16 protein-coding genes and 1 pseudogene are annotated in these 22,277 nt (G+C 71.4%); 10 read left to right on the top strand and 7 right to left on the bottom strand.

All coding sequences use genetic code 11. From position 1 onward, the window contains the following. The first annotated feature begins 205 nt into the window (after positions 1-205). A complete protein-coding gene (locus M503_RS0108225) occupies positions 206-1,717 on the top strand; it encodes an acetyl-CoA hydrolase/transferase family protein (protein ID WP_028920078.1) in 1,512 nt (503 codons plus the stop codon). Positions 1,718-1,793: 76 nt separating this feature from the next. Here the strand turns inward: M503_RS0108225 and cysK are convergent, their stop codons facing one another. Both cysK and cobA read right to left on the bottom strand, forming a co-directional pair. After that, the gene (cysK, locus tag M503_RS0108220) at positions 1,794-2,753 is read right to left on the bottom strand and encodes a cysteine synthase A (protein ID WP_028920079.1); all 960 of its coding nucleotides are present in this window, start codon (positions 2,751-2,753) and stop codon (positions 1,794-1,796) included. A gap of 54 nt (positions 2,754-2,807) precedes the next feature. After that, a pseudogene (gene cobA / locus M503_RS16010) lies at positions 2,808-3,668 on the bottom strand (uroporphyrinogen-III C-methyltransferase); the annotation flags it as partial. Positions 3,669-3,796: 128 nt separating this feature from the next. Between cobA and M503_RS0108210 the strand changes: the two are divergent. After that, the gene (locus tag M503_RS0108210) at positions 3,797-4,780 is read left to right on the top strand and encodes a LysR family transcriptional regulator (protein ID WP_028920081.1); all 984 of its coding nucleotides are present in this window, start codon (positions 3,797-3,799) and stop codon (positions 4,778-4,780) included. Positions 4,781-4,807: 27 nt separating this feature from the next. Here M503_RS0108210 and M503_RS16005 read toward each other — a convergent pair whose 3' ends face one another. From M503_RS16005 to M503_RS0108180, 5 genes are all read right to left on the bottom strand, one after another. After that, a complete protein-coding gene (locus tag M503_RS16005) occupies positions 4,808-5,002 on the bottom strand; it encodes a hypothetical protein (protein WP_037060918.1) in 195 nt (64 codons plus the stop codon). Positions 5,003-5,120: 118 nt separating this feature from the next. After that, complete coding sequence (locus tag M503_RS16000; protein ID WP_037060916.1) at positions 5,121-5,786, bottom strand: hypothetical protein; 666 nt, start codon at positions 5,784-5,786, stop codon at positions 5,121-5,123. 147 nt (positions 5,787-5,933) lie between these two features. Further along, entirely contained in the window at positions 5,934-6,680 is a 747-nt protein-coding gene (locus M503_RS0108190) for a phosphoadenylyl-sulfate reductase (RefSeq protein ID WP_051414405.1), read from the bottom strand. 29 nt (positions 6,681-6,709) lie between these two features. Continuing rightward, positions 6,710-8,431, bottom strand: a complete 1,722-nt coding sequence (cysI, locus tag M503_RS0108185) for an assimilatory sulfite reductase (NADPH) hemoprotein subunit (protein ID WP_028920083.1) — start codon at positions 8,429-8,431, stop codon at positions 6,710-6,712. A gap of 55 nt (positions 8,432-8,486) precedes the next feature. Next, complete coding sequence (locus M503_RS0108180; protein WP_028920084.1) at positions 8,487-10,337, bottom strand: assimilatory sulfite reductase (NADPH) flavoprotein subunit; 1,851 nt, start codon at positions 10,335-10,337, stop codon at positions 8,487-8,489. Positions 10,338-10,565: 228 nt separating this feature from the next. Between M503_RS0108180 and cysD the strand changes: the two genes are divergently transcribed. From cysD to M503_RS0108140, 8 genes are all read left to right on the top strand, one after another. Further along, positions 10,566-11,477, top strand: coding sequence for a sulfate adenylyltransferase subunit CysD (gene cysD, locus M503_RS0108175; RefSeq protein WP_028920085.1), 912 nt, complete (start codon positions 10,566-10,568; stop codon positions 11,475-11,477). A 65-nt stretch (positions 11,478-11,542) separates the two neighbouring features. Then, positions 11,543-13,504, top strand: a complete 1,962-nt coding sequence (gene cysN / locus M503_RS0108170) for a sulfate adenylyltransferase subunit CysN (protein WP_028920086.1) — start codon at positions 11,543-11,545, stop codon at positions 13,502-13,504. Between the two features lie 112 nt (positions 13,505-13,616). Further along, a complete protein-coding gene (locus M503_RS0108165) occupies positions 13,617-14,717 on the top strand; it encodes an efflux RND transporter periplasmic adaptor subunit (RefSeq protein WP_037060914.1) in 1,101 nt (366 codons plus the stop codon). Positions 14,718-14,720: 3 nt separating this feature from the next. Next, positions 14,721-17,846 carry an efflux RND transporter permease subunit gene (locus M503_RS0108160; RefSeq protein ID WP_028920088.1) on the top strand — a complete coding sequence of 1,042 codons (3,126 nt, stop codon included), beginning with the start codon at positions 14,721-14,723 and terminating at the stop codon, positions 17,844-17,846. After that, on the top strand, positions 17,839-18,423 hold the full coding sequence (locus tag M503_RS0108155; RefSeq protein ID WP_028920089.1) for a GNAT family N-acetyltransferase: 585 nt from the start codon (positions 17,839-17,841) through the stop codon (positions 18,421-18,423). The genes M503_RS0108160 and M503_RS0108155 overlap by 8 nt, the downstream gene beginning before the upstream one ends. 129 nt (positions 18,424-18,552) lie before the next feature. Next, positions 18,553-19,740, top strand: coding sequence for a DUF418 domain-containing protein (locus M503_RS0108150; protein ID WP_051414409.1), 1,188 nt, complete (start codon positions 18,553-18,555; stop codon positions 19,738-19,740). Positions 19,741-19,870: 130 nt separating this feature from the next. Beyond that, the gene (locus M503_RS0108145; RefSeq protein ID WP_028920090.1) at positions 19,871-21,376 is read left to right on the top strand and encodes an alanine/glycine:cation symporter family protein; all 1,506 of its coding nucleotides are present in this window, start codon (positions 19,871-19,873) and stop codon (positions 21,374-21,376) included. 1 nt (position 21,377) lies between these two features. Then, entirely contained in the window at positions 21,378-22,262 is an 885-nt protein-coding gene (locus tag M503_RS0108140) for a TrmH family RNA methyltransferase (RefSeq protein WP_028920091.1), read from the top strand. Positions 22,263-22,277: the final 15 nt, after the last annotated feature.

Here is a 22,277-nt window from a genome sequence, read left to right as displayed (position 1 = left end):
GCCCCGCGGGGCGGGGCGGACCGGCCATGGACGGGCGGGATCGCCGGCGGCCCGCCTCCGGCGCCAACGGCGGCCGTGGCCGAAGTGGCGCATATCTTTCGCTGCAGTGCAATACGCCGAAGATCGAAGGTCCAGGCGCGCGCGCGCTCACGGCCGCGGTCCCCCGGACCGCTAAAATGCGCTGTTTCCCCCGACTGCAGTAGCAATGAACGACAGGATCGCCCACGCGGGGCTCGCCGCGAAGCTCATGCCCGCCGAACAGGCCGCCACGCTGATCGAACCGGGCATGTCGGTGGGGATGAGCGGGTTCACCGGCGCCGGCTACCCGAAGGCGGTCCCGCTGGCCCTGGCCCACCGCATCGCCGCCGCCCAGGACCGTGGCGAGTCCTTCGCCCTGCGCATCCTCACCGGCGCCTCCACCGCGCCGGAGCTCGACGGCGCCCTGGCCCGCGCCGGCGGCATCGACTTCCGCCTGCCGTACCAGTCCGACCCGGAACTGCGCGCGCGCATCAACGGCGGCCAGATCGAATACATGGACATCCACCTCGGCCACGTCGCCCAGTACACCTGGTTCGGCTTCCTCGGGAAGATCGACGTGGCGGTGATCGAGGTCACCGCGATCCTGCCCGACGGCCGCCTGGTCCCGTCAACCTCGGTCGGCAACAACAAGACCTGGCTGGACCTGGCCGACAAGGTGATCATCGAGGTCAACCACCGCCAGCCGATGGGCCTGGACGGGATGCACGACATCTACTACGGCACCGCACTGCCGCCGGAACGCAAGCCGATCCCGCTGACCCGGCCGGGCGACCGCATCGGCGAACCCTACCTGAAGGTCGACCTGGACAAGGTCGTGGCCGTGGTCGAGAGCGACGCGCCGGACCGCATCGGCCGCTTCACCGCGCCGGACGAGACCTCCAGGCGCATCGCCGGCCACCTGGTCGAGTTCTTCCGCCACGAGATCAGGGCCGGGCGCCTGGGCGAGCACCTGCTGCCGCTGCAGTCGGGCGTGGGCAACATCGCCAACGCGGTGCTGGCCGGCCTGCACGAGGGCGGCTTCCGCGGCCTGACCGCGTTCACCGAGGTGATCCAGGACGGCATGCTGGAGCTGATCGGCAACGGCACGATCGACATGGCCTCGGCGACCTCGTTCTCGCTCAGCCCCGAGGGCGTGGAAGAGTTCGTCCGCAACATCGACCTGTACCGCGAGAAGATCGTGCTGCGCCCGCAGGAGATCTCCAACCACGCCGAACTGGTGCGCCGCCTCGGCTGCATCGCCATGAACGGCATGGTCGAGGCCGACCTCTACGGCAACGTCAATTCCACCCACGTGGCCGGCACCAGCATCATCAACGGCATCGGCGGTTCCGGCGACTTCGCCCGCAACGGCTTCATGTCCTGCTTCGTCACCCCGAGCACCGCCAAGAACGGCGCGATCTCGGCCTTCGTGCCGATGGTCAGCCACGTCGACCACACCGAGCACGACGTGGCGGTACTGGTCAGCGAGCAGGGCCTGGCCGACCTGCGCGGCCTGTCGCCGAAGCAGCGCGCGCAGCAGATCATCGACAACTGCGCGCACCCGGACTACAGGCCGCTGCTGCAGGACTATTTCGACCGCGCCATGCGCGACAGCAGGGGCCGCCACACCCCGCACCTGCTGGGCGAGGCGCTGTCCTGGCACCAGCGCTACCTCGAGACCGGCTCGATGAAGCCCTGAGCAGGCTTCGCCGGGGGCATGACGGAGAAGGGCGGCCATTGGCCGCCCTTCCGCTTTTCGGCCTGGCGCGTCGCGCTCAGCCCAGCGAATCCAGCCACTCGTCGTCCGAACCCTCGTTGACGCCTTCGAACAGCGGGGTCGAGAAGTAGCGCTCGCCGGTATCCGGCAGCACTGCCAGCAGCACCGAGCCTTCCGGCGCATCGGCGGCGACCTTCAGCGCCGCGGCCACGGTGGCGCCGGAGGAGATGCCGACGAAGATGCCTTCCTCGGCGGCCAGGCGGCGCGCGGTGGCGATGGCCTCGTCGTCGGTGACGCCGAGGATCCGGTCGGCGACCTCGCGGTTGAGCACGGCCGGGACGAAGTCCGGGGTCCAGCCCTGGACCTTGTGCGGCTTCCACTCGCCGCCGGCCAGCAGCGAGGCGTTGGCCGGCTCGGCCGCGGTGATCTTCACTTCCGGACGGGCCACGCGCAGCACCTCGCCGACGCCGGTCAGGGTGCCGCCGGTGCCCCAGCCGCTGACGAAATGGTCGAGGCGGCGGCCGGCGAAGTCGCGCAGGATCTCGGCGGCGGTGGTCTGGCGGTGGTAGGCCGGGTTGGCCGGGTTCTCGAACTGGCGGGCGAGGAACCAGCCGTGCTTCTTCGCCAGTTCCTCGGCCTTGCGCACCATGCCGGTGCCGCGCTCGGCCGCCGGGGTCAGGATCACCTTGCCGCCGTAGGCGCGGATCAGCTTGCGGCGCTCGATCGAGAAGGTCTCGACCATGGTCGCCACGAACTTGTAGCCGCGCGCGGCCGCCACCGCGGCCAGGGCTACGCCGGTGTTGCCGGAGGTGGCCTCGACGATGGTGTCGCCGGGCTTGAGCAGGCCCTTGGCCTCGGCATCGAGCACGATCGCCAGGGCCAGGCGGTCCTTGACCGAACCGGCGGGGTTGAAGGCCTCGACCTTGGCGTAGAGCTCCACGTGCGAAGGCGCGACGCGGTGCAGCTTGACGACCGGGGTGCGGCCGATGGTGTCGAGGATGCTGTCGTAGATAGCCATGGGTGGGTTCCGTGTTTCGTGGAAGTCGGGGACGTGGAAGGCAGTACGGGAGATTCAGGCGGCCCGGGCCAACGCCGGTTCAGCATGCAGCGGGCCCAGTGGAAGCGCGCCGAACCAGTGCAGCTGCGCCGCCAGCGCCGCCACTTCGCCGAGGATCAGCAGCGCCGGCGAGGCGACCGCGTGGGCGCGGGCGGTATCGGGCAGGTCGACGAGGGTGCCGGTGACCACGCGCTGCTCCGGGCGCGAGCCGTTCTCGACCAGCGCGAACGGCGTGGCCGGGTCGCGGCCGGCGCCGAGCAGGCGCTCGCGCAGGCGCTCCAGCCCGGCGACGCCCATGTAGATGGCCAGGGTCTGGCGTTCGCGGGCCAGCTCCTCCCAGTCGAGGGTGTCGACCGAGTCGCGGCAGTGCGCCGTGAGCAGCCGCACCGACTGGGCATGGTCGCGGTGGGTCAGCGGGATCCCGGCGTAGGCGGCGCAGGCCAGCGCGGCGGTGATGCCGGGGACCACGCGGAAGGGGATGCCATGGGCGCGCAGGAACTCCAGTTCCTCGCCGCCGCGCCCGAACACGAACGGGTCGCCGCCCTTGAGCCGGACCACGCGGCGGCCGGCGCGGGCGTGCTCCAGCATCAGCGCATGGATGCCGTCCTGGGCCATGCCGTGGGCGCCGGCGGACTTGCCGGTCTCGATCCGCAGCGTCCGTGCCGGGACCAGGGCCAGCACGCCGGCGCCGACCAGGCGGTCATGCAGGACGACGTCGGCCTGTTCCAGGGCGCGGACCGCGTGCAGGGTCAGCAGGCCCGGGTCGCCCGGCCCGGCGCCGACCAGGGCGACGCCGCCCGGGGGCAGGTCGAAACCGGAGGGGGAGGCGGCAGGCAGGCTCACGGGAGGCGACCGGCAAGGGGATGCAGGGACCGTACGACGGCCTCATAACCGGCGGAAATAACTTGCCGCACATAGTTCATGCCTTCCGGTTATAAGATCGTGAGGGCATTCCCTCTTACAGTCCGCTTCTGTCGCCCGCGCGTTGCACCGGACCCCACCCGATGACGCTGACCCAGCTGCGCTACCTCGTCGCGATCGCCGATGCCGGGCTCAACATCACCCTGGCCGCGGCGCGCGTGCACGCGACCCAGCCCGGCCTGTCCAAGCAGCTCAAGCAGCTGGAGGACGAGCTGGGCTTCCTGCTGTTCGTGCGCAAGGGCCGCAGCCTGGAGGCGATCACCCCGGCCGGCGCCGAAGTGCTGGAGCGGGCGCGGATCATCCTCGCCGAAACCGCCAACATCCGCGCCTACGCCGCCAACCAGCGCCGCGAGAGCCACGGCCAGCTGACCATCACCACCACCCATACCCAGGCGCGCTTCGTGCTGCCGCCGGCGATCGCGCGGATCAAGCGCGACTTCCCGCAGGTCAGCGTGCACCTGCAGCAGTCGGCCGAAGGCGCGGCGCTGGACCTGCTCAGCAGCGGCGAGGCCGACATGGCCGTGGTCAGTACCGCCGGCGGCGAACCGCAGGGCGGGGTGGCGGTACCGCTGTACCGCTGGCGACGGCTGGCGCTGGTGCCTCGCGGCCACGCGCTCGACCGCGCCGGACGCGCGCCGGACATCCAGGAGCTCTCGCAGTACCCGCTGATCAGCTACGAATCCTCGGTGCGCCCGGAGTCCTCGCTGCAGCGCGCCTTCACCGGGGTCGGCCTGGTGCCGAACCTGGCCCTGACTGCGCTGGACGCGGACCTGATCAAGACCTACGTCCGCGCCGGGCTGGGCGTGGGCGTGCTGGCGGAGATGGCGGTCAGCACCGGCGACACCGACCTGCGCGGCTGGCCGGCGCCGAAGGAGATCAGCGAGTGCATCTGCTGGGCGGTGCTGCCGCGCGAGCGCGTGCTGCGCGACTACGCGCTGGAACTGGTCAACGTGCTCGCCCCGCAGATCGACAAGCGCGACCTGCGCCGCGTGATCGACGGCAACCAGGAGCCCGACTGGCCCGAACCACCGAGCTGGGAATCGCTGACCCAGACCATCACCAGCTGAGCGGCACGCGCGCGGCGCGGCGGCCGCTCAGGTTCCGTCCTGGTCCTCGCCGGTTCCGCCGGAAGCCTCGTCGCCGTCCTTGCCCGGCGACAGCGCGATCCCCGGGCCGATGCCGAGGGCCAGGTTGTCCAGGGCAATGCCGAACACCGCGCCCAGCGCGACGCCTGCGGCGATGCCGGGCGCCAGCGCGCTGCCCCTGCCTGCTGCCCGGTGCTGCTTCATCGCGCACCTCCGGTACCCGCCGCGTGCGGTGCGCGTGTGCCGGCGCGACGGGTGGAGAAGGCGTCGCACTGGCGTGACGGAAGCGTGCGCCGGCGCGCGCGGTTGCACTCTCCGCGTCCTATCGCGCCTTCGGACAGGTCAGCGGCGCGCGCGCATCGCCATTGAACACCAGGTCGATCTGCGGCTTGCCGCCGGACTTGATCGAGAACCGGCCGGTGGCGTTGGCCATCGGCCCGGTGAAGCGCATCCGTCCCTGCGCGTCGAAGCTGTAGGTGCCTGCGCTCCTGCCCACCGTGTAGCGGTTGCCCGGTTGCACCACCACGTCGGTGTAGGTGTAGTCGAGCTGGCCGCTGTCGAAGGTGTAGCAGGTGTACTTGCCGGCCGGGACGGTCGCCGGAGTCTTCGCGGCGCTGCCCGCGGCGGCCGGCGTGGCGCTTGCCGGCGACGGTTTGCCGGTGGTGGCGACAGGCTTCGACGAGGTGGCCGGCGCGGCATTCGTGGCCGGTGCCTGCGCGGTGGCGGCGGCGTTCGCCGCCGGGCGCATGCGCTGCGCGCCGACCCATTCGTCCCAGTTGGAGCCATAGCCGTCGTACGACACCAGGCAGGTGCCCATCCGGTCGGGACCGTCGAGGACCTTCGCCGGATACCAGGTGCCGGCGTAGAGCACGCTCACCGCCTTGCCCTTGCTGCACAGGCCGGCGCCGGCCTGGTCGTTGCCGGCGGCGCTGGCGTGGAAGGCGGACAGCAGCAGGCACGCCGCTGCCGGAAGCAGGAACTGACGCATCGTGTTTTCCCCCTGTAGGCGCCGCCGCCCGTCGATGGCGGGCGCGGCCGTCGCCGATTATGCCGGTCGGCCGGGCCGGCGGCAGGGGGGAAGCCCCGATGGGGCGGGCGGCATCGACGCGCCGCAGGTTGCGGCGCCGCCGCGACCTCAGATGTCCTCGTGGATCCCGCACTCGCGCTTGAGGCCGAAGAAGCGCGTGTCCTCGTCCTTCATCCCCGGCTCCCAGCGCGTGGTGGTGTGGAAGTCGCCGATGGAGACGTAACCCTCGTGCCACAGCGGGTGGTAGGGCAGGTCGTGCTTCTTCAGGTACTGCCACACGTCGCGGTCGTTCCAGTCGGCGATCGGGCTGACCTTCAGGCGGTTGCCGCGCCACTGCAGGATCGGCGTGTCGGCGCGGCTGGCCGACTGGCTGCGGCGCAGGCCGGTGAACCAGGTGCCGGCGCCCAGTTCCTCCAGGGCGCGGCGCATCGGTTCGACCTTGCGCAGCTGGTTGTAGTTGTCCAGGCCGACCACGCCCTGTTCCCACAGCCGGCCGTGGCGCGCTTCCATCCAGGCGCGGCTCACCAGTGGCCGGTAGACCTTGAGGTTGAGCCTGAGGCGGTCGGTGAGTTCGTCGGCGAAACGGTAGGTCTCCGGGAACAGGTAGCCGGTGTCGATCAGCACCACCGGGATGTCCGGCTTCTGCGCGGTGAGCATGTGCAGCGCCACCGCCGCCTGCGCGCCGAAGCTGGAGGACAGCACGTGGGTGGCAGGCCCGTGCTGCAGCGCCCAGGCCACGCGGGCCTCGGCGTCCATCGCTTCGAGCTGCCTGTTGAGGACTTCCAGGTCGAGGCCCGGCGTGGATGCGGCCTCGCTGTTGGCGGCTTCCTGGGGGGCGGCGGCGGTCAGGCTCATGGAAGGCTCCGGACGCAATGCGACGGCGGTCAGGCGGCGACGGGCGCGGCGGCTTCGGCCGGCCCGACCTGGACGTGGGTGGGGTACGGGGGCAGGGCGACGAGCCCGGCGCGGTGCAGGAAGTCGCCGAAGCGCTCGTCCGCGCCGCGCTCGGCGGCGTAGCGCGCGAACAGCGGTTCCAGCGCCTCGAGGATCCCGGCCTCGGTGATGTTCTCGCGGTACAGCGTGTTGAGCCGCTGGCCGCGGTGGTCGGCGCCGAGCATCAGGTTGTAGCGGCCCGGGGCCTTGCCGACCAGGGCGATCTCGCCCAGGTAGGGGCGGGAGCAGCCGTTGGGGCAGCCGGAGATGCGCAGCAGGATCGGCGCCTCGGCCAGGCCGTGCTTCTCCAGCAGCGGCTGCAGCTTCGCGCCGAAGTCCGGCAGGTAGCGCTCGGCCTCGGCCATCGCCAGCGCGCAGGTGGGCAGGGCGACGCAGGCCATCGCCGTGCGCTGCAGCGCAGTGGGCGCGCGGTTCTCCAGGTCCAGGCCGTGGTCGCGGACCAGCGCGTCGATGCGCTTGCGCTCGCCGGCCGGCACGTCGGCGATGACCAGGTTCTGGTTGGCGGTCACCCGGAAGTGGCCGCGGTGCACGTTGGCGATCTCGCGCAGGCCGGTGAGGTGCGGCGCGCCGGGGCGGTCGGCGATGCGGCCGGAGGGAACCGACAGGGTCAGGTGCCAGCGCCCGTCCTCGCCCTCGACCCAGCCGAAGCGGTCGCCGTTGTGTTCGAAGTGGAACGGACGCGCCGGTTCCAGCTGGACGCCGGCCAGTTCCTCCATGCGCGCGACGATGGCGTCCACGCCGTGGTCGTCGATGGTGTACTTGAAGCGCGCGTGCTTGCGCTCGACCCGGTCGCCGAGGTCGCGCTGCACCAGCAGCGCGGCGCGGGCGATGTCGATCGCGTGGTCCGGGGTGACGAAGCCGACCACGTTGCCCAGCCGCGGGTAGGTCTTCGGGTCGCCGTGGCTGGCGCCCATGCCGCCGCCGATGCTGACGTTGAAGCCGGCCAGGCCGCCGGCACCGTCGTCGATCGCGATCAGGCCGAAGTCGTTGGCGAACACGTCGACGTCGTTCAGCGGCGGCACCGCCACCGCCATCTTGAACTTGCGCGGCAGGTAGGCGGTGCCGTAGACCGGATCCTCCTCGGCGCCGCTGTCGGCCAGCTTCTCCTCGTCCAGCCAGATCTCGAAGTAGGCGCGGGTCTTCGGCAGGAATTCCAGCGACAGCCGGCGCGCCCAGTCGTGCACCTGCGCGTGCAGGATGGACAGCAGCGGGTTGCTGCAGCCGAGCACGTTGCGATTGACGTCGCCGCAGGCGGAGATGGTGTCCAGCGCGGCGGCGTGGATGGCCTGCATGGTCGCCTTCAGTTCGCGCTTGATCACGCCGTGGAACTGGAAGGTCTGGCGGGTGGTGATGCGCAGCGAGTGGTTGGCGAAGGTGGTGGCGATCGCGTCCAGCTTCAGCCACTGTTCCGGGCTGAACACGCCGCCGGGCGCGCGGATCCGGATCATGAACTGGTGCGCCGGCTCCAGCTTCTGCCGGCGGCGCTCGTCGCGGATGTCGCGGTCGTCCTGCTGGTAGGTGCCGTGGAACTTGACCAGGCGCTGGTCCTCGAATGACAGCGACCCGGTCACCGGGTCGGCCAGCCCTTCCAGCAGCGTGCCCCGCAGGCCGCGGCTGCCGGTCTTGATGTCTTCTACGGAAGGATGGCTCATTGGTCGGGATTCGGGATTCGGGATTGGGGACGTGCTTCCGTTGAACCGGATCGGGTCAGTAGACGTCGCGGGCGTAGCGGCCCTCGGTCTGCAGCGTGGTGAGGTATTCGGCGGCCGCGTCGCGGTCGCCGCCGTTGTGCGCGGCCACGATCTCGAGCAGCGCGGCGTGCACGTCCTTGCCCATGGCGATGGCGCCGCATACGTACAGGTGGGCGCCGCCCTGCAGCCAGTCGTAGACCTCGGCGCCGCGCTCGCGCAGGCGGTGCTGGACGTAGACCTTGTCGGCCTGGTCGCGGGAGAAGGCCAGGTCGAGGCGATGCAGTTCCTTCCGCTGCAGGGCCTCCTGCCACTCGACCTGGTAGAGGAAGCCGGTGTTGAAGTGCTGGGCGCCGAAGAACAGCCAGTTGCGGCCGCCGGCGCCGGTCTCGGCGCGCTCCTGGACGAAGCCGCGGAACGGCGCCACCCCGGTGCCGGGACCGACCATGATGATGTCGCGGCTGGCATCGGCGGGGACGCGGAAGCGCTCGTTCGGCTCGATGTAGACCGGCAGCTGCGCGCCTTCGTCCAGTGCCGCCAGGAACGCGCTGGCCGCGCCGGCGTGGTCGTGGCCGTGCGCCTGGTAGCGCAGCACGTCCACGGTCAGGTGCGCTTCCTCGCCTACGCGCTTGCGGCTGGAGGCGATCGAGTACAGGCGCTGGGCCTGCGGGCGCAGCGCCGCGACCAGCGCCTGGTGGTCCCAATCCGCCGGCCAGCGGCGCAGCACGTCGACCAGCTGGTGGTCCGCGAGCAGCGCCGCCAGGCCGGCAGGCTGGGTGGGGTCGAGCAGCCGTGCCAGCGACGCGGCGCCGGAACGCTCCGCGTGCGCGGCCAGGAACGGACGCGACAGCCGGGTCAGTTCGCGGCGGGTGGCCAGCCACTCGTGCAGGGACAGAGTTTCCTCGCCCAGCGTGACAGGGGCGTTACCGTCCAGGCGCGTCGCCTGCAGCACCGCCTCGACCAGCGCCGGCGGATTGCGGTGGCGGATGCCCAGCGCGTCGCCGGGTTCGTAGGCCAGGCCGGAACCTTCCAGCGACAGCTCCAGGTGGCGCACGTCCTTGCCGTCGTCGCGGTACTGGCGGAAGCCGGTGCCGCGGAACTCGCGGCCGCTGATGCGCTGGTTGGCCAGCACCTCGGCCGGGAACGGGCGCTCGTGCGACCAGGCCGCGCTGGCCGGGCGCAGCGGGGTGACCGTGGCCAGGTGGGTGGCCGGCGCCGCCGGGGCCGCCTTCAGCAGCTCCCGGGCCTGGGCCAGGACCTGTTCGCGCCAGGGGGCGGCGACGGTGTCGATGTCCAGGTCGGCGAAGGCCGGGTCGGCCAGGCGCTGCGCGCCCAGTTCGGCCAGGCGCGTGTCCAGCTTGCGGGCGATGCCGCAGAAGTCGGCGTAGCTGGTATCGCCCAGGCCGAGCACGGCGAACTTCAGCTCCGGCAGCTTCGGTGCGCGCTTGCCCAGCAGGAACTCGGTGAAGCCGATCGCATCGTCCGGCGGATCGCCCTCGCCCTGGGTGCTGATCACCAGGTAGAGCAGGCGTTCGCCGGCCAGTTCGCGGGTCGGGTAGGCGTCGGTGCGGACCAGGCGCACGGCCAGGCCGGCGGCCTCGGCGGCCTGGGCCAGCTTCTCGGCCTCGCGGCGGGCGTTGCCGGTCTGGCTGCCGTAGAGCACGGTCAGGCGCTGGCCGGGCGCGGCGGCCGGGGCACCCCCGGGAAGCACGGCCAGCTGCGGCGCGCCGTGGTCCTGCGCCAGCCCGGCGGTGTAGCCGGACAGCCACCACAGGGAGGGCGCGTCGAGGCCGTCGACCAGCCGCGCCAGCAGGACCTTGCGGTCCTCGTTGAGCGGGCTCGGCGGCAGTGCGGGAGACGCGGCGGACATGGCGGTGGCCTGGCACGACGTCGGAACGACGGATGACCGATGTTAGGAACCCGCAAAGCGCGGCTGAAACGGCTTGTGGTTATTGGCTTATGCTCTGCGCTTATTTCGCTGCCGCGGACCGCAGCCGAATACTCGCCATCCCGGATCCGGTGCGCGTCCACCCTGCGGGGGCGTACGGATCCGCCCCGGGGTAGCGGCCTGCACCGTCCGCCCCGACCGAAGCCACTGATGAGCCTCGCCCACCGCCTGTCCCACCTCGACCGCCTGGAAGCGGAAAGCATCCACATCCTCCGCGAGGTGGCGGCCGAGTTCCGCAATCCGGTGCTGCTGTATTCGGTGGGCAAGGACAGCTCGGTGCTGTTGCACCTGCTGCTGAAGGCCTTCGCCCCGGCGCCGTCGCCGATCCCGCTGCTGCACGTGGACACGCGCTGGAAGTTCCGCGAGATGATCGCCTTCCGCGACCGCCGCGCCGCCGAGACCGGCGTCGAGCTGCGCGTGCACATCAATCCCGACGGCATCGCCCAGGACATCGGCCCGTTCAGCCACGGCGCCACCGTGCACACCGACGTGATGAAGACCCAGGGCCTGAAGCAGGCGCTGGACAAGTGGCGGTTCGACGCGGCCATCGGCGGCGCCCGCCGCGACGAGGAGAAGTCGCGCGCGAAGGAGCGGGTGTTCTCGTTCCGCAACGAGCACCACCGCTGGGACCCCAAGCGCCAGCGCCCGGAGCTGTGGAGCCTGTACAACGCCCGCATCCGCAAGGGCGAGAGCGTGCGCGTGTTCCCGCTGTCCAACTGGACCGAGCTGGACGTGTGGCTCTACATCTACCGCGAGAAGATCCCGGTGGTGCCGCTGTACTTCGCCGCCGAACGGCCGGTGGTCGAGCGCGACGGCGCGCTGATCATGGTCGACGACGAGCGCATGCCGCTGGCGCCGGGCGAGGTGCCACGGCTGCGCAAGGTCCGCTTCCGCACCCTCGGCTGCTACCCGCTGACCGGAGCGATCGAGTCGGAGGCCGACTCGCTGGAGAAGATCATCGCCGAGATGCTGGTGACCACCAGCTCCGAGCGCCAGGGCCGGGTGATCGACCACGACCCGGCCGCATCGATGGAGAAGAAGAAGCTGGAAGGATATTTCTGATGAAGAGCGGTGATTCGGGATTCGTGATTGGTGATTCGAAAGGGCAGGCGCCGGCGTTGGCGACGGTGCCCACCGATGCCCGTCCGTCCGCTTCCGCTTCTTCCAATCACGAATCCGGAATCACGAATCCCGGCGAAGCTGGCGCCGTAGCGCGCTATCTTCGCCAGCACGAGGCCAAGCCGCTGCTGCGCTTCATCACCTGCGGCAGCGTCGACGACGGCAAGAGCACCCTGATCGGGCGCCTGCTGTACGAGAGCAAGCGCCTGTTCGACGACCAACTGGCCGCGCTGGAGAAGGACAGCCGCAAGCACGGCACCCAGGGCGAGCGCATCGACTACGCGCTGCTGCTCGACGGCCTGGCCGCCGAGCGCGAGCAGGGCATCACCATCGACGTGGCCTACCGCTACTTCGACACCGACCGGCGCAAGTTCATCGTCGCCGACTGCCCCGGCCACGAGCAGTACACCCGCAACATGGCCACCGGCGCCTCCACCGCCGACCTGGCGGTGGTGCTGGTCGACGCGCGCAAGGGCCTGCTGCCGCAGACCCGCCGGCACAGCTACATCGTCTCGCTGCTGGGCATCCGCCACGTGGTGCTGGCGGTGAACAAGATGGACTTGGTCGGCTACGACCAGGCGGTGTTCGACGGCATCGCCGAAGGCTACCGCGAACTGGCCGCGCAGCTGGGCATTCCCCACGTGCAGGCGATCCCGCTGTCGGCGCTGGAAGGCGACAACCTGCTCGAACGCTCGCCCAACACCGCGTGGTACGAGGGCCCGGCGCTGCTGCCGCACCTGGAGACGGTGGAGCTGGACGACGGCCAGGCCGCCAGCGGCCTGCGCCTGCCGGTGCAGTGGGTGAACCGCCCGCACCAGGATTTCCGCGGCTTCGCCGGCACCATCGCCGCCGGCGAGGCGCGCCCGGGCGATGCGATCGTGGTGCTGCCTTCGGCGCGACGCTCGACCATCGCCCGGGTGCTCGGACCGGACGGCCCGCTGGACGTGGCCGGTGCCGGCCAGGCGGTGACCCTGACCCTCGCCGACGAGATCGACGTCAGCCGCGGCGACGTGATCGCCGCCGCCGGCGATCCGCCGGCGGTGGCCGACCAGTTCGCCGCGCACCTGCTGTGGATGGGCGAGGCCCCGCTGCTGCCGGGCCGGCCCTACTGGCTGAAGACCGGCACCCGCACCGTCGCCGCCAGCGTCAGCGAGATCAAGCACCGGGTCGACGTGAACACCCAGGAACACCTGGCCGCCAAGCGCCTGGAGCTCAACGAGGTCGGCTACTGCAACCTCAGTTTGGAGGAGCCGATCGCCTTCGCCCCGTACGCGGAGAACCGCACCCTGGGCGGCTTCATCCTGATCGACCGGCAGAACAACGACACCGTCGCCGCCGGCACCCTCGACTTCGCCCTGCGCCGCGCCGAGAACGTGCACTGGCAGCACATCGACGTGGACAAGGCCGCGCGCGCCCGGATCAAGGGGCAGGCGCCCAAGGTGCTGTGGTTCACCGGCCTGTCCGGCGCCGGCAAGTCGACCATCGCCAACCTGGTCGACAAGCGCCTGCACGCGCTGGGCTACCACACCTTCGTGCTGGACGGCGACAACGTCCGCCACGGCCTCAACCGCGACCTGGGCTTCACCGACGAGGACCGGGTGGAGAACATCCGCCGCGTGGCCGAGGTGGCGAAGCTGATGACCGACGCCGGCCTGATCGTGCTGGTGAGCTTCATCTCCCCGTTCAAGGCCGAGCGGCGGATGGCGCGCGAGCGCTTCGAGCCGGGCGAGTTCGTCGAGGTGTTCGTCGACGTGCCGCTGGAGGTGGCCGAGGCGCGCGACGTGAAGGGCCTGTACCGCAAGGCCCGCGCCGGGCTGATCCCGAACTTCACCGGCATCGACTCGCCGTACGAGGCCCCGGAGCAGCCGGAAGTCCACCTGGACGCCACCGCGCCCACCGACGCGCTGGTCGCGCAGGTGCTCGACGCGCTGGACCTGGACTGGAGCGCCGGCGGCACCTCCTGGATCTAGCCTGGCGACTGGCGGCGTGCCCGCATAGGCCATTGGTCATGTACGCCGGAAGGTGTACACGAACGTTGACGGCAAGCCGCTAAACTCGGCCTGTTCCGCCACGGATCCACGCATGCCAATCGCCGTCCTGCTTCGCGCCCTGCTGCTCGGCGCGCTCGTCCTCGTGTTGTCCGCCTGCGGGCGTGGAGATGGCGGAGGCGGCCGTGGTCCGGCGCCGGTGCCGGTGACCACCCTGGAACTGCAGCCGGTGCGCTGGACCGACGAGCTCAAGGCGCTGGGCACGGCGCAGGCGCGCGAGTCGGTGACCATCACCGCCAGCGTCACCCAGGCCATCGCCTCGGTGGAGTTCGAGAGCGGCCAGTACGTCGGCAAGGGCCAGCCGCTGGTCACCCTGGTGCAGGGCCAGCAGGCCGCCGGCGTGGCCGAGGCCGAGGCGCAGCTGCGCAACGAGGAGCAGCTGTACGAGCGCAGCCGCCAGCTCGCCGAGCGCCAGTTGGTCTCGCGCGCCGACCTGGAGACGCGCCGCGCCGCGCTGGAAGCGGCCCGCGCCCGCGTCGCCACCCAGCGCGCCACCGTCGCCGACCGGGTGATCCGCACGCCGTTCGCCGGGGTCCTGGGCCTGCGCCTGGTCAGCGCCGGTTCGCTGGTCACGCCCGGCACGCCGATCACCACCCTCGACGACGTCTCGCTGATCAAGCTCGACTTCACCGTGCCCGAGGCGCAGCTGCCGCAGCTGCAGGTCGGGCAGCGGGTCAACGCGCGCAGCAACGCCTGGCCGGGCGAGACCTTCAGCGGGACGATCGCCTCGATCGACTCGCGGGTCGACGCGGTCTCGCGCGCGGTCACCGTGCGCGCCGAGATCCCCAATCCGGACGGCCGCCTGCGCCCGGGCATGCTCCTGGAAGTGGGCGTGGAACGCGCCGCGCGCCAGGCCCTGGCGATCCCGGAGCTGGCGGTGCAGCAGAACGGCAGCCGCTCCAGCGTGTTCGTCGTATCGGAGGACGGCGCCAGCGTGCGCGAGGTGCCGGTGCAGCTGGGCTCGCGCCGCTTCGGCGAGGTCGAGGTCGTCTCCGGCCTGGAGGCGGGCGACCGCATCGTGGTCGAAGGCACGGTGCGGCTGCGCGACGGCGCCCGCATCCGCGAGGTCAAGCCGGGTGCGGACGGCGACGGAGCCGAGCCCGTGGGCAAGGCGCCCGGCAAGACGGAAGGCTGAGCCATGCTGCTGTCCGATGTCTCGATCAAGCGGCCCGTCTTCGCGACGGTGATGTCGCTGATCCTGATCGTGCTGGGCGTGGTCTCCTTCACCCGCCTGCCGCTGCGCGAGCTTCCCGACGTCGATCCGCCGGTGGTCTCGGTCGACACCACCTACACCGGCGCCTCGGCGGCGGTGGTCGAAAGCCGCATCACCCAGGTGCTGGAGGACGCGATCAGCGGCATCGAGGGCGTCGACCTGATCACCGCCAGCAGCCGCAACGGCCGCTCGGACATCAACATCGAGTTCACCCTGGCCCGCGACATCGAGGGCGCGGCCAACGACGTGCGCGACGCGATCAGCCGCGTCGCCAACCGCCTGCCGGAGGACGTCGACCCGCCGCGCGTGTCCAAGCAGGACAGCGACTCGTCGCCGATCATGTTCCTCAACCTCAGCGACGCGCGGCTCAACGCGCAGCAGCTGACCGACTACGCCGACCGCAACCTGGTCGACCAGTTCTCCTCGATCGACGGCGTGTCCTCGGTGTTCATCGGCGGCGGCCAGCGCTACGCGATCCGGGTGTGGCTGGACGCCACCGCGCTGGCCGCGCGCGGCCTCACCGCCGAGGACGTGCGCACCGCGTTGCGCCGCGAGAACCTGGAACTGCCCGGCGGCAGCATCGAATCGCGCGACCGCGAGTTCGCCCTGCGGGTGATGCGTGGCTACCGCACGCCGGAAAGCTTCGAGTCGCTGGTCGTCGGCAAGGGCGGGGACGGCCACGTCATCACCCTCGGCGAGGTCGCGCGGGTGGAGCTGGCCTCGGAGGAGCGCCGCGCCTTCTACCACGGCAACGGCGTGCCGCAGGTCGGCCTGGCCATCGTCGCCACCTCCACCGCCAACTCGCTGGAAGTCGGGCGCAACGTGCGCGCGCTGGCCGAGCGGGTGTCGCAGACCCTGCCTCAGGGCATGCAGCTGACCGTGGCCTACGACTCCACCGTGTTCACCGACGCGGCGGTGGAGGAGGTCTACAAGACCCTGGTCGAGGCCATCGTGCTGGTGCTGCTGGTGGTGTTCGTGTTCCTCGGCAGCGTGCGCGCGGCGCTGATCCCGGCGGTGACCGTGCCGGTGTGCGTGACCGCGGCCTTCCTGGCGCTGTACGTGGCCGGCTTCTCGATCAACCAGCTGACCCTGCTGTCGCTGGTGCTGTCGATCGGCCTGGTGGTGGACGATGCGATCGTGGTGCTGGAGAACTGCCAGCGCCGCGTCGACCTGGGCGAACCGCCGCTGCTGGCGGCGCGGCGCGGCACCACCCAGGTGGCGTTCGCGGTGATCGCCACCACCCTGGTGCTGATCGCGGTGTTCCTGCCGATCGCCTTCATGGAGGGCAACACCGGCCGCCTGTTCCGCGAACTGGCGGTGGCGGTGGCCGGCGCCGTGGCCATCTCCGGCTTCGTCGCGCTGACCCTGACGCCGATGATGTGCTCGATCCTGCTGCGCCCGCACACCCGTCGCGCCGGCTTCAACAACTGGGTCAACGACCGCCTCGACGGCCTGACCCGCCGTTACCGCGGCCTGGTGGCGAAGGTTGTCGGACGCGGCTGGCTGCTGGCGGCGGTGATGCTGGCGACCTTCGCCGCCAGCGGCGTGCTGTTCAAGCTGGTGCCGTCGGAACTGGCGCCGGCCGAGGACCGCGGCGACTTCAACGTCACCGTCACCGGTCCGGAAGGCGCGGGCTTCGACTACCTGGTCACGCAGATGACCGAGATCGAAAAGCGCCTGCTGGCGTACTCCGGCGAGGGCGGCCCGGTCGCGCGCGTGATCATCCGCGTGCCCGGCGGCTTCGGCGGGCAGGGCGCGAACATGAACACCGGCCGCGCCACCGTGTTCCTGCGGCCGTGGGACCAGCGCGACGTGAGTACCCAGCAGGTGATGCAGGACGTGCTCGGCCGCCTGTCCGACATCCCCGGCGTGCGGGTGACCGCGGAGATGCGCCAGGGCCTGGTGCGCGGCTTCGGCCGCCCGGTGCAGTTCGTCCTGCGCGGGCCGACCTACGAGACCCTGGCGCAGTGGCGCGACCGCATGCTGCTGCGCATGGAGGAGAACCGCAACCTGGTCAACATCGACTCCGACTACAAGGAGACGGTGCCGCAGATCCGGGTGGACATCGACAAGGCGCGCGCCGCCGACCTGGGCGTGCCGGTGGAGGCGATCGGTACCGCCCTGCAGACCATGCTCGGTTCGCTGCGCGCCGGCACCTGGGAGATGGACGGCGAGGAGTACTACGTGATCATGCAGGCGCCGCTGGAGAACCGGCGCAGCCTGGACGACATCGCCGGCCTGTACGTGCGCTCGACCACCAGCGGCGCACTGGTGCCGCTGTCCAACCTGGTGACGATGACCGAGCACGCCGAGGCCAGCACCCTGTCGCGCTTCAACCGCATGCGCGCGGTCACCCTCAGCGCCGGCCTGGCGCCGGGCTACACGGTCGGCGAGGCGCTGGAATACCTGCGTGGCATCGCCGCCGAGGAGCTGCCGCCGGAGGCCCAGTTCGACTACCGTGGCGAATCGCGCGAGTTCATGCGCTCCAGCGGCGCGGTGTTCTTCACCTTCGGCATGGCCCTGCTGGTGGTGTTCCTGGTGCTGGCGGCGCAGTTCGAGAGCTTCCTGCATCCGCTGGTGATCATGCTGACCGTGCCGCTGGCGATGCTCGGCGCGCTGCTGGGCCTGTCGATCTGGGGCGTGAGCCTCAACCTGTACAGCCAGATCGGCATCGTCATGCTGGTCGGCCTGGCGGCGAAGAACGGCATCCTGATCGTGGAATTCGCCAACCAGCTGCGCGACGAGGGCCGGGCGGTGGCCGAGGCCATCGTCGAGGCCGCGGCGGTGCGGTTGCGCCCGATCCTGATGACCTCGGTGGCGATGATCTGCGGCGCGATCCCGCTGATGCTGTCCAGCGGCGCCGGCGCGGCCAGCCGCGAGTCGATCGGCGTGGTGATCGTGTTCGGCGTGGCCTTCTCGACCCTGCTGTCGCTGTTCGTGGTGCCGGCGTTCTACGCGCTGCTGGCGCCGTACACGCGTTCGCCGGAGGCGGTGGCGCAGGCGCTGGAGAAGCTCGAAGCCGAGGTGCCGCCGGTCGGTGGCCATGGCTGAGCGGCCGGCCGCGACCGGTGCGGCCGGATACCGCGCCGGCGTGGGCTTCGAGCCGGGGTTCCGCCTGGCTGGCGACGGCTTCGTGCTGAGGCCGTGGCACATGGAAGACCTGGAAGCGCTGCTGCGCCATGCCGACGATCCGGCGGTGGCGCGCGGGCTCAGCGACCGTTTCCCGAGCCCGTACACGCGCGCCGACGGCGAGGCGTTCCTGGCCGGCAACGTGGTCGACTTCGCCGGGCCGCTGCTGGCGATCGAGGCCGGTGGCGAGGCCTGCGGCGGGATCGGCGCGCGGCCGGCTCGCGAGGCCCGTCCCGGCGTGGCCGAGCTGGGCTACTGGCTGGGCCGCGTGCATTGGGGGCGCGGGCTGATGACGCGGGTGGTGGCGTGCTACCTCGGCTGGCTGGTGCCGGCGCTGGGCCTGCGCCGGGTCGATGCGGTGGTGCTGGACTCCAACCCGGCCTCGGCGCGGGTGCTGGAGAAGAACGGCTTCGGCGAAGTGGGCGTGCGCCGCGCGGCCCTGCGCCGGGCCGAAGGCATGCACGACCTGCGGCTGTTCGCCCGCGACCAGGCGCGTTGAGCGGCGGCCGTCCGCACGCGTACGGCGCCGGCGACGGCCGGTCGTTCCACCGCGGGCCCGCTTCGGCCATGATGCGGCGGTCTACGCCTCGGGGGTCGCTCCATGGGGAAGGTGGAATACGCATCGCGCATGGAATCGCTGGACGCCCTGCGCGGGTTCGCCCTGTTCGGGCTGTTCATCGTGCACATGCCCGAGCTGTTCGAGCTGTACTGGGCGAAGCAGGCCACCGAGCCGCTGCAGCTGGCGGTGCACGACACCGTCTGGCTGCTGTTCGCGGGCAAGGCCTTCGCCCTGCTGGCGCTGTGCTTTGGCGTCAGCTTCTTCATCATCATGGACCGCGCCGCGCGCCGCGGCATCGACTTCACCGGCCGCTTCGTCTGGCGCCTGGCGCTGCTGGCGCTGATGGGCCTGCTGCACGGCGCCTGGTACCGCGGCGACGTGCTCGAGGTGCTGGCGGTGATGGGCCTGTTCCTGCTGCCATTCCACCGCGTCCGCTCCAACCGGGTGCTGCTCGCGGTGGCGGCGTTCTTCCTGCTGCAGCCGCTGATGCTGGTGCGCATCGTCGCCGGCCTGCGCGGCGCGGACTGGGCCAACCAGCCGCTGCAGTACTGGAGCGCGACCATCCCCGAGGTCTACCTGCACGGCGGCTTCATCGACACCGTGCGCACGAACCTGGCCGACGGCCATGGCTTCAAGTGGCTCTTCATGTACGAGTCCGGGCGGCTGAGCCAGATCCTCGGGTTGTCGCTGGTGGGCATGGTGCTGGGGCGGATCGGCTTCTTCGAACGGCCGGCGCGGTTCGCGACCGCGCGCCGGGTGGGCCTGGCGGTGGCGCTGGCCGTGGCAGTGGCGCTGTACTTCGGACGCGAAGCGCTGGTCGCGCGCGTGCCCGGCAGCGAGGCGATGCCGATGCCGCGGGCCATGGCCGATGCGCTGCTGGGCAGCCTCTTCGACCTGGCGGTGATGGCGGCCTCGATGCTCGCCTTCCTGGTCGCCTACCACGGGATGTTCGAGCGCGCCCTGCGCACGCTGGCCCCGGCCGGGCGCATGACCCTGACCCTGTACGTGGCGCAGTCGCTGGTGTTCGTGCCGGTGTTCTATGGCTACGGGCTGGGCCTGTGGGCCAGCATGACCCAGGTCCAGGCGGTGCTGCTGGGGCTGCTCGGCTTCGCCGCGCAGTTGCTGTTCGCCCACCTGTGGTTCCGGCGCTTCTACTACGGCCCGCTGGAATGGCTGTGGCGGGCCGGGACCTGGCTGACCTGGAAAGTGCCGATGGTCAGGCCCGCCGCGCCGCGGGGCGCCGCCGAAGCGGGCTGAAGTCAGCGGGACGCGCCGGGGGTGGCTGCGTTCGGGCGCCACTTGCGGTTATCTTGCGTGGCTACGCGCGCAGGACTCCTGCGCGCTTCCCGTTCCTGACCCGCCTTCCGGCGACCGGAGATCCTTCACCGTGGAAGCCTTTCTCAACTGGCTCAACAGCATCATCTGGAGCAACGCGCTGATCGCGCTGTGCCTGGGCGCCGGCCTGTGGTTCACCTTCCGTACCCGCGCCATGCAGCTGCGCGGGTTCGCGGAAATGTGCCGGCTCACCGTGACCGGGCAGAAGTCCGAGGCCGGCGTGTCCTCGTTCCAGGCGCTGGCCATCTCGATGGCTGGGCGCATGGGCATCGGCAACATCGCCGGCGTGGCCACGGCGATCGCCTATGGCGGCCCGGGCGCGGTGTTCTGGATGTGGGTGATGGGCTTCCTCGGCGCCTCGACCTCGTACATCGAGTGCACCCTGGCGCAGATCTACAAGGAGAAGGACGCCGAGGGGCGCTACCGCGGCGGCCCGGCGTACTACATCGAGAAGGCGATGGGCCTGAAGTGGTACGCGGTGGTCTTCGCCGTCGCCACCGTGGTTGCCACCGGCCTGCTGCTGCCCGGCGTGCAGGCCAACGCCATCGCCGACAGCGCCAGCGGCGTGCTGTGCAGCGGCGACGCCGCGCTGTGCGCCGGCCTCGGCGGCGCCGGCATGCTCAAGCTGTGGATCGGCCTGGCCGTGGCCGTGCTGCTGGGCCTGATCATCTTCGGCGGAATCAAGCGCATCGCCGCCTTCGCCGAGCTGGTGGTGCCGTTCATGGCGCTGGCCTTCATCCTGATGGCGATCGTGGTGATGGCGCTGAACATCGAGAAGGTCCCGGCGATGTTCGCCGACATCTTCTCCAGCGCCTTCGGCGCGCACGCGGCGTTCGGCGCGATCATCGGCCAGGCCATCGCCTGGGGCGTCAAGCGCGGCGTCTACGCCAACGAGGCCGGCCAGGGCACCGGCCCGCACGCGGCGGCCGCGGCCGAGGTCTCGCACCCGGCCAAGCAGGGCTACGTGCAGGCCTTCGCGATCTACTTCGACACCATGCTGGTCTGCACATCGACCGCGTTCCTGCTGCTGTCCACGGGCATGTACAACACCTTCCGCGTGGTCGTGGAGAACGGCATCGAGAAGCTGGAGGCGGTGGTCACCGGCGTGCCCGGCGTGCTGCCTTCGGAAGGCGCGCAGTTCACCCAGGCCGCGGTGGAATCGGTGCTGCCGGGCTGGGGCGCGGGCTTCGTGGCGCTGGCGCTGTTCTTCTTCGCCTTCACCACGATCATGGCCTACTACTACATGGCCGAGACCAACCTCACCTACCTGGCCGGCGTGCGCAAGACCCACCCGCTGGCCACGTTCCTGCTGCGCATCGGCATCATCGGCATGGTCGTGTTCGGCGCGTACCACAACGCCGCCACCGCCTGGACCCTGGGCGACATCGGCGTCGGCGTGATGGCCTGGCTGAACATCGTCGCCATCCTGATCCTGCAGAAGCCGGCGCTGCTGGCGCTGCGCGACTACGAGCGGCAGAAGAAGCTGGGCCTGGACCCGGTGTTCGATCCGGACGCGCTGGGCCTGCGCAACGCCGACTTCTGGAAGAGCCGCACCTGACATGAGCGGACCCTGGGACCGTGGCCCGCGCCCGCCGCGCCCGCCGGGCGGCGCGCCGCGGTCGCGGCCGGCGCCTGCCGGCCCGCGCGCACCGCGCCGGGACACGACGGAACCGGCGGCGCCAGGCGGCACCGCCGCACAGGCGCGGCGCCCCGCACGTCGCGAGGAGCTGCGCCTGTACGGGCTCAACGCGGTGGACGCGGTGTTCCGCCGCCGCCCCGAAGCGATCCGCAAGGTCTACCTGGCCGAGGCGCGCATCCCGGTGCTGAAACCGCTGCTGGCCTGGTGCGTGAAGCACCGGGTCGGCTACCGCGTCGTCGCCGACGAGGACCTGGAGCGGCTGGCGGCCAGCGCCCACCACGAAGGCGTGGTCGCCGACGTGCAGCGCACCGCGCCGCTGCCGCTGCAGGACTGGCTGGCTTCGCTGGCGCCGGGCGCGCCGGCGCTGGCGTTGTGGCTGGACGGCGTCGGCAACCCGCACAACTTCGGCGCGATCCTGCGCTCGGCCGCGCATTTCGGCGCGGCGGTGCTGCTGCCGCCCGCTTCCGAACTGGCCCTGTCAGGCGCCGCCGCGCGCGTGGCCGAAGGCGGCGCCGAAGCGGTGCCGCTGGTGCGCCTGCCGCAGACCGGCGCTGCGCTCGACGCGCTGCGCGGCGCGGGCTTCCAGCTGGCGGCCACCGTCGTACGCGGTGGCGACAGCCTGTTCGACACCGCGCTGCCGCCGCGCCTGGTCTATGTCATGGGCGCCGAAGGCGAGGGCATGGACCCGGCGCTGGCTGCGGCCTGCGACCGGCGCCTGTCGATCCCAGGTACCGGCGCGGTCGAAAGCCTCAACGTCGCCGCCGCCACCGCGGTGTTCCTCGCCCGCTGGGCCGCGCGCGGCTGAGGCCGCCGGTCGCCT

Origin of the sequence: Pseudoxanthomonas suwonensis J47 (assembly GCF_000513955.1) — a bacterium.
GTDB classification, from domain to species: domain Bacteria; phylum Pseudomonadota; class Gammaproteobacteria; order Xanthomonadales; family Xanthomonadaceae; genus Pseudoxanthomonas; species Pseudoxanthomonas suwonensis_C.
The sequence above is the reverse complement of the archived record's forward strand: the minus strand, read 5'-3'. Positions and strand labels throughout refer to the sequence as shown.

What these genes read in the sequence shown, in the direction of transcription:
- M503_RS0108165 (WP_037060914.1), top strand. Translation starts at nt 13,617, where the DNA reads ATGCCAATCGCCGTCCTGCTTCGCGCCCTGCTGCTCGGCGCGCTCGTC.
- M503_RS0108160 (WP_028920088.1), top strand. Translation starts at nt 14,721, where the DNA reads ATGCTGCTGTCCGATGTCTCGATCAAGCGGCCCGTCTTCGCGACGGTG.
- M503_RS16000 (WP_037060916.1), bottom strand. Translation starts at nt 5,786, where the DNA reads ATGCGTCAGTTCCTGCTTCCGGCAGCGGCGTGCCTGCTGCTGTCCGCC.
- M503_RS0108150 (WP_051414409.1), top strand. Translation starts at nt 18,553, where the DNA reads ATGGAATCGCTGGACGCCCTGCGCGGGTTCGCCCTGTTCGGGCTGTTC.
- cysK (WP_028920079.1), bottom strand. Translation starts at nt 2,753, where the DNA reads ATGGCTATCTACGACAGCATCCTCGACACCATCGGCCGCACCCCGGTC.
- M503_RS0108140 (WP_028920091.1), top strand. Translation starts at nt 21,378, where the DNA reads ATGAGCGGACCCTGGGACCGTGGCCCGCGCCCGCCGCGCCCGCCGGGC.
- M503_RS0108180 (WP_028920084.1), bottom strand. Translation starts at nt 10,337, where the DNA reads ATGTCCGCCGCGTCTCCCGCACTGCCGCCGAGCCCGCTCAACGAGGAC.
- M503_RS16005 (WP_037060918.1), bottom strand. Translation starts at nt 5,002, where the DNA reads ATGAAGCAGCACCGGGCAGCAGGCAGGGGCAGCGCGCTGGCGCCCGGC.
- M503_RS0108210 (WP_028920081.1), top strand. Translation starts at nt 3,797, where the DNA reads ATGACGCTGACCCAGCTGCGCTACCTCGTCGCGATCGCCGATGCCGGG.
- cysD (WP_028920085.1), top strand. Translation starts at nt 10,566, where the DNA reads ATGAGCCTCGCCCACCGCCTGTCCCACCTCGACCGCCTGGAAGCGGAA.
- M503_RS0108155 (WP_028920089.1), top strand. Translation starts at nt 17,839, where the DNA reads ATGGCTGAGCGGCCGGCCGCGACCGGTGCGGCCGGATACCGCGCCGGC.
- M503_RS0108225 (WP_028920078.1), top strand. Translation starts at nt 206, where the DNA reads ATGAACGACAGGATCGCCCACGCGGGGCTCGCCGCGAAGCTCATGCCC.
- cysI (WP_028920083.1), bottom strand. Translation starts at nt 8,431, where the DNA reads ATGAGCCATCCTTCCGTAGAAGACATCAAGACCGGCAGCCGCGGCCTG.
- M503_RS0108190 (WP_051414405.1), bottom strand. Translation starts at nt 6,680, where the DNA reads ATGAGCCTGACCGCCGCCGCCCCCCAGGAAGCCGCCAACAGCGAGGCC.